Source organism: Rhodoplanes sp. SY1, from assembly GCF_046000175.1.
In the GTDB taxonomy this organism is placed as follows: Bacteria; Pseudomonadota; Alphaproteobacteria; order Rhizobiales; family Xanthobacteraceae; genus Rhodoplanes.
Genome location: NZ_JBEOMB010000176.1, coordinates 1 through 8231, shown reverse-complemented (window position 1 = coordinate 8231; position 8231 = coordinate 1). Strand labels below are relative to the sequence as shown.

At 69.1% G+C, this 8231-nt stretch carries 10 protein-coding genes; 5 read left to right on the top strand and 5 right to left on the bottom strand.

All coding sequences use genetic code 11. The features are described from left to right. Both ABTU92_RS27475 and dnaG read right to left on the bottom strand, forming a co-directional pair. Positions 1-700: RNA polymerase sigma factor region1.1 domain-containing protein (locus tag ABTU92_RS27475; RefSeq protein WP_408094767.1), on the bottom strand; the 700-nt coding region annotated here is incomplete at its 3' end. 348 nt (positions 701-1048) lie between these two features. Then, entirely contained in the window at positions 1049-3028 is a 1980-nt protein-coding gene (gene dnaG, locus ABTU92_RS27470) for a DNA primase (protein WP_408094766.1), read from the bottom strand. Positions 3029-3316: 288 nt separating this feature from the next. On the opposite strand from dnaG, the gene ABTU92_RS27465 reads away from it, so the two are divergent. Together ABTU92_RS27465 and ABTU92_RS27460 are read left to right on the top strand one after the other, a co-directional pair. Next, the gene (locus ABTU92_RS27465; RefSeq protein ID WP_408094765.1) at positions 3317-3646 is read left to right on the top strand and encodes a BrnT family toxin; all 330 of its coding nucleotides are present in this window, start codon (positions 3317-3319) and stop codon (positions 3644-3646) included. After that, the gene (locus tag ABTU92_RS27460; protein ID WP_408094764.1) at positions 3612-3896 is read left to right on the top strand and encodes a BrnA antitoxin family protein; all 285 of its coding nucleotides are present in this window, start codon (positions 3612-3614) and stop codon (positions 3894-3896) included. Before ABTU92_RS27465 ends, ABTU92_RS27460 begins: the two co-directional genes overlap by 35 nt. Positions 3897-3981: 85 nt before the next feature. On the opposite strand, the gene ABTU92_RS27455 is transcribed toward ABTU92_RS27460, so the two are convergent. From ABTU92_RS27455 to ABTU92_RS27445, 3 genes are all read right to left on the bottom strand, one after another. After that, positions 3982-4326 (bottom strand): hypothetical protein, encoded by a 345-nt coding sequence (locus ABTU92_RS27455; RefSeq protein ID WP_408094763.1) that lies wholly within the window; start codon positions 4324-4326, stop codon positions 3982-3984. A 2-nt stretch (positions 4327-4328) separates the two neighbouring features. Further along, on the bottom strand, positions 4329-4883 hold the full coding sequence (gene hemG / locus ABTU92_RS27450; protein ID WP_408094762.1) for a menaquinone-dependent protoporphyrinogen IX dehydrogenase: 555 nt from the start codon (positions 4881-4883) through the stop codon (positions 4329-4331). 189 nt (positions 4884-5072) lie between these two features. After that, on the bottom strand, positions 5073-5525 hold the full coding sequence (locus tag ABTU92_RS27445) for a GatB/YqeY domain-containing protein (protein ID WP_408094761.1): 453 nt from the start codon (positions 5523-5525) through the stop codon (positions 5073-5075). A gap of 209 nt (positions 5526-5734) precedes the next feature. On the opposite strand from ABTU92_RS27445, the gene carA reads away from it, so the two are divergent. The 3 genes from carA (at position 5735) to ABTU92_RS27430 (ending at position 7827) form a co-directional block, all read left to right on the top strand. Beyond that, positions 5735-6919 carry a glutamine-hydrolyzing carbamoyl-phosphate synthase small subunit gene (gene carA, locus ABTU92_RS27440; RefSeq protein ID WP_408094760.1) on the top strand — a complete coding sequence of 395 codons (1185 nt, stop codon included), beginning with the start codon at positions 5735-5737 and terminating at the stop codon, positions 6917-6919. Between the two features lie 196 nt (positions 6920-7115). Then, positions 7116-7355, top strand: coding sequence for a DUF4160 domain-containing protein (locus ABTU92_RS27435; RefSeq protein WP_408094759.1), 240 nt, complete (start codon positions 7116-7118; stop codon positions 7353-7355). Beyond that, entirely contained in the window at positions 7342-7827 is a 486-nt protein-coding gene (locus ABTU92_RS27430) for a hypothetical protein (RefSeq protein ID WP_408094758.1), read from the top strand. Before ABTU92_RS27435 ends, ABTU92_RS27430 begins: the two co-directional genes overlap by 14 nt. The last annotated feature ends 404 nt before the right edge of the window (positions 7828-8231 follow it).

Below are 8231 nucleotides of genomic sequence, written 5' to 3'. Positions count from 1 at the left end.
CGCCGTCCTCGGCCTCCGCCTCGGCGCCGGGCGCGGCGGCCGCGCCGCCCTTCGCCTCGGGACCCGCATAGGTCGCCTCGAGGTCGATGATGTCGCGCAGGAACACCTTTCCGGCGTTGAGCTCGTCGCGCCAGATGATGATCGCCTGGAAGGTCAGCGGGCTCTCGCACAGGCCGGCGATCATCGCCTCGCGGCCGGCCTCGATGCGCTTGGCGATGGCGATCTCGCCCTCGCGCGACAAGAGCTCCACCGAGCCCATCTCGCGCAGATACATGCGGACCGGATCGTCGGTTCGCTCGCCCGGCTCGGCGCGCTCGGTCTTGGCCGGAGTCGCACGGGTGACCTCAACGAGCTCGCCCTCGCCCTCGTCGTCGTCCTCGTGCGCCTCCTCGGCGTTCTCCTCCTCGCCGTGCTCCTCCTGCTCGACGACGTTGATGCCCATCTCGTTGAGCATCGCGAAGATGTCCTCGATCTGGTCGGACGTCACCTCCTCGGAGGGGAGGACGGCGTTGATCTGGTCGTGGGTGACGTAGCCGCGCTTCTTGGCGAGCTTGATCATCTTGCGGACGGCGGCGTCCGACAGGTCGAGCAGCGGCAGCGGCGTGTCCGGAGTGTCCGGGGTCTGGCCTTCGGTCGTCTCGTCCTTCTTGTCCTTCACGACCTTGTCCTTGCCGGCCGCTTTCGTCCTGATGGTCGCCATGAGTTCTCCTGAAGCCGCGCTCTCGCCCAGACCGCTCGTGTCCCCGCCGTCACGTCGCCGGCGCACTCCACCGGCCTCTGGCGACCGCTCGTCACTGCCTCGCCGGGGACCGTTCGCCCCGGTGTGGCGTCATCTCGCCCGTTTGCCTGACCGAATCGCTCGAAGTTTCACACTGAAACCTTGCGAGAGCCGAAACACCGTCATGGCGCGCCCGACCGTCGGCCGCACCGGTCCGAAAAACGTTCTCCGCACCCCGTCCTTAATGTACGCCCCGCCCGAATTGCCCGCCCGAGTTGTCCGACCGGCGCACCGCCCCGACCCGTCGGGAGCGTTCGCGGCCGTTCCCCTCTAGAGCCCGCGCGTCGGCCGGCCGGACAGCGCCCCGAACCCTTCGATCGAGGCCTCGGTGCCCTCGATCGCGGCCAGGCGGCCCTGGACGTCCTGCAACCACGCGAAATTGCGCTCGCTGGGGTCGTCCCCCAGCGCGCGCTCGGCCTCTTTGAGTTCCTTATTTAGCGTCCGGTTCTTGTGATGCAAGGTGAGAACGTGGCGCCACCAGGGCCGGACATCCTCGGGGGCGGCGCCGACCCGGGCCGGCCAGTCCGCCACATGGGTGAGCGCCGCCTCGATCCGCTCCACCAGCCCGCCGAGGTCGCGGGCCAGCACGGCCGCCCGCAGCGTCTCGGCATCGATCTCGGTGCCTTCCTCCTCGTGCGCCGCGATGACGTCGAGGATGGCCCGCCGGAGCCGATCGGCATCGGGATGGACGAGATCCAGCACGGCGAAGGCCTCGGCGTGCCCGTCCAGCAACCATGGATGGTTGAGCACGGCGAGCACCAGCAGCGCCTCGCGCGCCGGCAGCACGGCTCGCGCCCCGCGCACCACCGGGCTCGTCGACATCCGCGGGCTGAGCACGAGCGGCGTCGGCTCCGGCCCGGCAAAGCGGCGGTCCCCGCCCTTGCCTCCGCGGGCAAAACCCGCCTTGCCGGCCCGGCCGCCGCCGCGGAACCCGCCCGCCGCCGGCCGCCCGGCGAATCGGCCCGCCCCGCCGGCCGCCTCGGGCACCAGCAGGCCCCGCAGCCGCGTGCCGAGATCGGCCCGGTAGTATTTCCGCACGGATTCGTTGCCGATCCCGGCCAGCAGGCCGTCGAGCCGCGCCTCCAGGCCGGCGCGGCGCTCCGGCGTGTCGAAGCGGCCGGCTTCGGTCTCGCGCATCCACAGGATGTCGGCGAGCGGCTGGGCGGCCGCGAGCACGTCGGCCATCGCGCCCTTGCCGCTCGCCCGGATCAGGTCGTCGGGATCGTGGCCCTGCGGCAGGGTGGCGAAGTACAGGCTCTTGCCGGGCTGAAGCAGGGGCAGCGCGAGATCGACGGCCCGGTAGGCGGCGCGCCGGCCGGCCGCGTCGCCGTCGAAGCACAGCACCGGCTCGTCGGCGATCTTCCACATCAGAGCGAGCTGGTCGGTGGTCAGCGAGGTGCCGAGCGGCGCCACCGTGCCCGGGAAGCCGGCCGTCACCATGGCGATGACGTCGACATAACCTTCGACCCCGATCAGCGGCGCGCCGGCATGGGCGGCGGCCCGGGCGGCGGCGCCGTTGTACAGGAGGCCGCCCTTGTGGAAGAGCGAAGTCTCAGGCGAATTCAGGTATTTGGCGGCGACGTCCTTGTCCAGCGCGCGGCCCCCGAAGGCGACGATGCGGCCGCGCAGGTCGCCGATCGGGAACATCACCCGGTCGCGAAAGCGGTCATAGGGGACCGGGATGTCGTCGCCGGCGACCAGCAGCCCCGCCTCGACCATGTCCTCGACCGAGATGCCCTCGCGGCCGAGATGCTCCTTCAGGGCGAAGCGGTCGGCCGGCGCCCAGCCGATGCGGAACTTCTGCTGGGTCGCCGGATCGAGGCCGCGGTCGGCGAGGTAGCCGCGCGCCCGCGCGCCGGCCCGGCTCTGCAGCGCCGCCTCGAAGAAGCGCGCCGCCAGCTCGACGATGTCGAGCAGCGTGCGGCTGTGGCGGGCCTGCTCGGCCGCCTCCGGGGTCGACTTCGGGAGCGTCATGCCGGCCGCGCCGGCGAGCCGCTCGACCGCCTCGGGGAAGGAGAGCCCCTCGGTCGCCATCACGAAGTCGAAGATGTTGCCATTCCGGCCCGACGAAAAGTCGAACCACATCCCCTTCGAATCATTGACGAAAAACGAGGGGGTCCGCTCCTTGTTGAAGGGCGACAGACCCTTCCACTCGCGCCCCGCCTTCTTCAGCTTGACGCGCCGCGACACCACCTCCGACACGGGGAGGCGGGCGCGCAGATCGTCGAGGAACTCGGGCGGAAACCGCATGGTGATTCGTGAACCGATTCGCGACTCTAGGCCGAACCTGCCGCCAATATAGGGCGTCCCGCCCGGCCGCGACTCGGCCAGGGTTGCGAAGCGGCGTTGTCCCGGGTTTCCACAGGGAGGCGAGTAGCGGATGGCGAATGGCGAATAGGGAACCGAGCCGGTCTACCGGGTCTGCCTTGAACAGAAAGAATACGATCGTATATACAAATCGGCGCTGATCCTCGAGTTCCTCCGGGTCGCATAGCGAGCCACACGCACAGGCTGTATCCTCGTGCGGGGTGGTTCGTCATGACGGACTCGGAGCTGCAGCACCTTTTCGCCGGCATCTCACGTTTCGGGTGGGATCCAGCGAAACGCGCCTCGAACCTGCGAAACCACAAGATCGATTTCGACGATGCGCGAGCGATCTTCGATGGCGACGTCTTCGTGCGACGGTCGGACCGGCATGGTGAAACCCGATACCAAGTCTTCGGATGGATGGCCGGACGAGAGATCGCCGTCGCCTGCACGCTCCGCGGCGACCTCTGCTGGATCATCTCGGCCCGACGTGCCCGAAGGGACGAGCGACGAAAATTCTACGGTCGTGTCCCGGGACACCCCGCGGACGGGCAGGACTGATTGGGCCGCGCTCGACGCGCTCTCCGACGAGGAGATCGCCGCGGCGGCCGGCGCCGATCCGGATGCCGTCCCGGTCGACGTCGACTGGTCGGAGGCCGTGCTGGTCGTGCCGCCGAAGAAGACCGCGATCTCGATCCGGCTCGACGACGACGTGCTCGCCTTCTTCAAGGCGGAGGGACCCGGCTATCAGCGCCGCATCAACGCGGTACTGCGGTCCTATGTGGAGCAGATGGCGAAGGCCAGGAAGTAGCGAATGGCGAGTAGCGAGTAGCGAGTAGGAATAAGCGAAGAGCGGGCGAGGAAGACCGCTACTCGCTACTCGCTACTCGCTGGCTTCACCCCCGCGGCAGGGAGACCAGCCGCTCGCGTCCGCTGTCATCGTAGTGGGGGGCGTCGGGGGCCGGGACGCAGCTTTCGATGTCGTACTCGTCGAACACGTGCTCGGGCACCGCGTAGGGCGGGCCTTTGTACCAGGTCGGATCGTGGTCGAGGTCGAGCCGGATCGCCACGATGGTGCGGGTGCCGACGTCGGTGCAGCGCCAGCGCCCGGTCGCGGTCAGGAACTCGCAGCCGATCGAGAACTGCGCCAGCGTCATGCCGACGTCCCGCCCGTCGTCCTGCGCGGTGCCGGCCCGAGCCGTCCCGGGTGCAACCTTGTCGATCGCCTCTGCCGAAGCCATGACTACCCCCCCTGTCCGTTGCGGCCGGCCTCCACCAGCGCCGCGATGTCGTTGGCGAATGCGTCGACCCGGTCCCAGGGGGTGTATTCGACCACGGTCGTCGGGTCGGTCGGGCCGCCCGTGATCAGCATGATGAAGCGGATGATGTGCCGGTCGAAGAAGCCGTAGCGCGGATAGTCGAGCCGCCCCGCGAAGGCGGCGGCGAGCGTCGGCGCGAGCCCGTTCTTGGCGATCAGCTTGCGCAGGTAGGCGTTACCCTCGGCCGTGTCCTTGCCGGGCTTTCGCGCCGTCAGGTTGACCGAGGCGAGCACCAGCGGCGGCGGCGCGTCGAGCCCCTTGAAGGTCTCGACGAAGGTCAGCCCCTCGGCGAGGTGCTTGCCGTAGCGGATCGACATGATGGCGACGACCATCGGCTGCGCCGCGAGATCGGCCGCCGAGGGCTGCGACGTCGCGAGATCGGTCGGCGTCGCCGGGATGCCACGGGCGGCCAGGCGACCCGCGATATGGGTCGCGATCTTGCGGGACTGGCCGTCACGAGACGCATAAAAAATCTGCATGGAACAGCTCGAACAATCTTCGGCCGTCGCCGCGACGGAACCGCCGCGGCCCCATTCGCTCCTCCGCGCCTTCGGCCGACCGCGGCGCGGCGGAACGTCGTTCCGGCGGCGCATGACGCCGCCGCGGTGCGGCGGCGCGATCATGCGTCCGGGGGGCGCCCTCGGGGCGGGCACGCCCTTATCCATACGCTACGCCAAGAACCCCTTCACGATGCCGCTCGCCTTGCCCATGTCGAGCTGGCCGCCATGGCGCTCGCGCAGCACCGCGATCACCTTGCCCATGTCCTTCATGCCGGCGGCGCCGATCTCGGCGATCACCGCCTTGACGGCCGCCTCGGTCTCGGCCGGCGAGAGCTGCTTCGGCAGATACGAGGCGATGACCTCGATCTCGGCGCGCTCCTGGGCGGCGAGCTCGGCCCGCCCGCCCTTCTCGTAGAGGTCGACCGACTCCTGGCGCTGCTTCACCATCTTCTGCAGCACCGCGACCACGTCCGCGTCGGCGAGCGCCGGCTTGCCCTGCCCGCGCGCCTCGATGTCGGCGTTCTTGAGCGCCGCATTGACCAGCCGCAGCGTCGAGACCCGCGGCGCGTCGTGCGCCTTCATGGCCTCCTTCAACGCAGCGTTGATGTCGTCACGCAGCATCCTGCACCCTTTCGTGCGCCGCCGAACCTTGCTTCGGCGCCCTTTATACGCAAATAAGGCGGGACGGCCAGAGCGCGCGCCCACCGGACCCGGACATTTCCGGTGTCGGTAACCGCCCGGCGCTCCAGCCGTCACCGCCGCGCGGCCGTGCGCCGGCGCCCGTCGCATCGAGACGCCTTCGAATCGAGACGCCGTTGAATCGAGACGCCATGTCGAACGACCCCTCCGCCTGGGCCGATCCCGCGCCCACCGCCCTGCTCGTCCTCGCCGACGGGACCGTGATCGAGGGATTCGGCCTCGGCGCCACCGGCCAGGCGGTCGGCGAGGTCTGCTTCAACACGGCGATGACGGGCTACGAGGAGATCCTCACCGATCCCTCCTATGCGGGCCAGATCATCACCTTCACGTTCCCCCACATCGGCAATGTCGGGACCAACGAGGAGGACATCGAGACCGTCAACATGGCCGCCACCCCGGGCGCCTGCGGCGTGATCCTCCACGCGGCCGTGACCCGGCCGTCGAACTACCGGGCGACCCGCCATCTCGATGCCTGGCTGAAGGCCCGCAGCATCGTCGGGCTGGGCGGCATCGACACCCGCGCCCTCACCGGCCTGATCCGCACCAAGGGCATGCCGAACGCTGTCATCGCCCACGCGCCGGACGGCCGCTTCGACCTCGATGCGCTGAAGGCCGAGGCCGCGGGCTGGCCCGGCCTCGTCGGCATGGACCTGGTGCCGCGGGTGACGTCGGGCCAGCGCTTCACCTGGGACGAGACCGAGTGGGTGTGGGGCAAGGGCTACGGCCGGATGGAGAACCCCGACCTGCACGTCGTCGCCATCGACTACGGCATCAAGCGCAACATCCTGCGCCTCCTCGCCGGCATCGGCGCCAAGGTGACGGTGGTGCCGGCGACGACCGCGGCCGAGGACATCCTGGCGCTGAAGCCGGACGGCGTGTTCCTGTCCAACGGCCCCGGCGACCCGGCGGCGACCGGCGCCTATGCGGTACCGGTGATCAAGTCGGTGGTCGAGACCGGCCTGCCGACCTTCGGCATCTGCCTCGGCCACCAGATGCTCGGCATCGCGCTCGGCGGCACCACCCAGAAGATGCACCAGGGCCACCACGGGGCGAACCACCCGGTGAAGGACCTCGACACCGGCAAGGTCGAGATCACCTCGATGAACCACGGCTTCGCGGTCGACCGCGGCAGCCTGCCGGGCAACGTCAAGGAGACCCACGTCTCCCTGTTCGACGGCTCGAACTGCGGCCTTGCCCTCACCGACCGGCCGGTGTTCTCGGTCCAGTACCACCCCGAGGCCTCGCCCGGCCCGCGTGACAGCCACTACCTGTTCCAGCGCTTCGCCGGCCTGATGCGCGACCGCAAGCGGGCGTGAGGCAGCCGCACGCTCGTCACCGAAACAGCGAGGCGCCACTGGCGCTCCGCAGCCTTTTCTTTTGATTGCACCATCGAAATTTTTCTATTATTCGGCGCAAGAGGCACCCATCGCCGGCCGGTGTGCAGCCATTGCACAATCCACTTGACACTGTGCAACCATTGCACTATCTACTCGTTTCGAAGGTGGCAGCGCGATGCCCGAGATCGTGCGGCTGAACCAGTGCAGGATTTGCATCTACCCCGGAGACCACGTGCCGCCCCATTTCCATGTCCGAGGACCGGGATGGACGGCTTCGATCCAGATCGGGTCGTTCCGGGTGCTGAAGGGATCCGGCCCGAAGCCCGCTTTGGAAGAGGCGATCAAATGGGCCCGGATGCCGGCGAACCTGCACCGTCTATGTCACGAGTGGAGACGGCTCAATGAACGCGACTGACATGCTCGACACCGGCGTTCCGATGCCCCGCATCGGTTCGCTGCGCGTGGTCGGACCGTCGCGCCTGGAGGTCACCTGGGCCGACGGCAGCCGGGCCGGCCGGTCCGAGACGGTCGACATCGCTCCACTGGTCGGCAGCTACAAGGTCTACCGGCCGCTGCGCGACGACGCGGCCTTGTTCGCCACCGCCCGGCTCGTCGAGGACGGCAACGTCGTCGCCTGGGACGGCCCCGACCTCGAGATGTCGGCCGAGCTGATCGAGACGGTCGCCGAGCAGGAGATGGGCTGCGCCGATTTCGCCCGATTTCTCAAGCGGAACGGGCTGACCCAGGAGGCCGCGGCCGCCCTCCTGGGCCGCAGCCGGCGGCAGATCGGCTACTATCTCAATCCTGGTCCTGTGCCCCGTATCGTCGCCCTGGCCTGCTTCGGATACGAGGCGCTGGCAGCGAAGCGCCGCTCCGACGCGGCCTGACTGTCTGTCCAGCACGTGAACGTGCGGCGTCCGAAAACGGGGCGTGTCGACGGCGACCGACACCATTCCGGCTAGTTCACCGGTCGTGCGGGCCTACCGCGCTGGCCTTGCGGGCGTTTCCGACGCCTGCGCGAATCCGGCTATTCCGGGCCTAGGGCGGACGATTTGCAGCCCGGTTTTGCAGGTGCAAAACGCTTCCACATTGAAGCCGCCCGGTTAAGCACCGTTTAAAGCCGCGGCCGTCAGCTTCCCCCCGCGACGCGCGCCGGCCCCCGCCGGCGACCGCAGCGAGGGCCGAATGATCAAGAAAAATCAAAATGTTCGTAAAATCGCTCCGGCCCCCGAGGCGTTCCGGTTCGGCGACGACGGCCTGGTCCCGAACAATCCGTGAGCGTCACGAAGGG